Here is a 1,264-nt window from a genome sequence, read left to right on the forward strand (position 1 = left end):
GTAGCCGTATCGGAAGGTGCGGCTGGATCACCTCCTTTCTATGGAGAATCGCTTCCTGCAACGGAAGCATTCATTAGAAGCCAATGGCTTCAATAGCAACACCTCACTCGTTGTTCAGTTTTGAGAGTTCAACTCTCACATATTGCTTCCAAAACTTGCTTGGTGACAAGTGAGCAAGGAATTGATATGATATTCTTCCGGCCGCAAGGTTGGAATGCTCGTAAATTCCTAACGACACGATAACGTGGACGTTAAGAAATTTCCGATTTGATCCTTGAAAACTAGATAACGAAACGAAATTGCGTAAATTAGAATTCCTTTAAGCTGAACTTGTGCAAACAAGTGAAGTGAATCAAAGGTAGCGCGAAAGTGATTGATTTTCGGGATCCTTTGCGTTCTGTGCAACAGAGCCCAAAAATCAATCACTGAGCAATTGGTTAAGCTACTAAGAGCACACGGAGGATGCCTAGGCGCTAGGAGCCGAAGAAGGACGTGGCGAACAACGAAACTGCCTCGGGGAGCTGTAAGCAAGCTTTGATCCGGGGGTGTCCGAATGGGGAAACCCGGCTACTGTAATAGGTAGTCACTCATACCTGAATTCATAGGGTGTGAAGAGGCAGACCAGGGGAACTGAAACATCTAAGTACCCTGAGGAAGAGAAAACAATAGTGATTCCGTCAGTAGCGGCGAGCGAACGCGGAACAGCCTAAACCAGAGAGCTTGCTCTCTGGGGTTGTGGGACGTCTCACATGGAGTTACCAAGGATTAGGGTAGGCGAAGAGGTCTGGAAAGGCCCGCTAGAAGAGGTAAAAGCCCTGTACCCGAAAGTCTAATCCCTCCGAGACGGATCCCGAGTAGTGCGGGGCACGTGAAACCCCGTATGAATCCGGCAGGACCATCTGCCAAGGCTAAATACTCCCTAGCGACCGATAGTGAAGCAGTACCGTGAGGGAAAGGTGAAAAGCACCCCGGAAGGGGAGTGAAAGAGATCCTGAAACCGTGTGCTTACAAGAAGTCAGAGCCCAATTTAGGGGTGATGGCGTGCCTTTTGTAGAATGAACCGGCGAGTTACGTTCCCGTGCGAGGTTAAGGTGAAGAGCCGTAGCCGCAGCGAAAGCGAGTCTGAATAGGGCGACTTTTAGTACGTGGACGTAGACCCGAAACCGGGTGATCTACCCCTGTCCAGGGTGAAGGTGCGGTAACACGCACTGGAGGCCCGAACCCACGTATGTTGAAAAATGCGGGGATGAGGTGGGGGTAGCGG

1 rRNA gene is annotated in these 1,264 nt (G+C 50.3%); it reads left to right on the top strand.

Going from position 1 to position 1,264, the window contains the following annotated elements:
- Positions 1-435: 435 nt before the first annotated feature.
- A 23S ribosomal RNA gene (locus KJS63_RS25795) occupies positions 436-1,264 on the top strand; the annotation flags it as partial.

Source organism: Paenibacillus sp. J22TS3 (assembly GCF_018403205.1).
GTDB lineage: Bacteria > Bacillota > Bacilli > Paenibacillales > Paenibacillaceae > Fontibacillus > Fontibacillus tuaregi.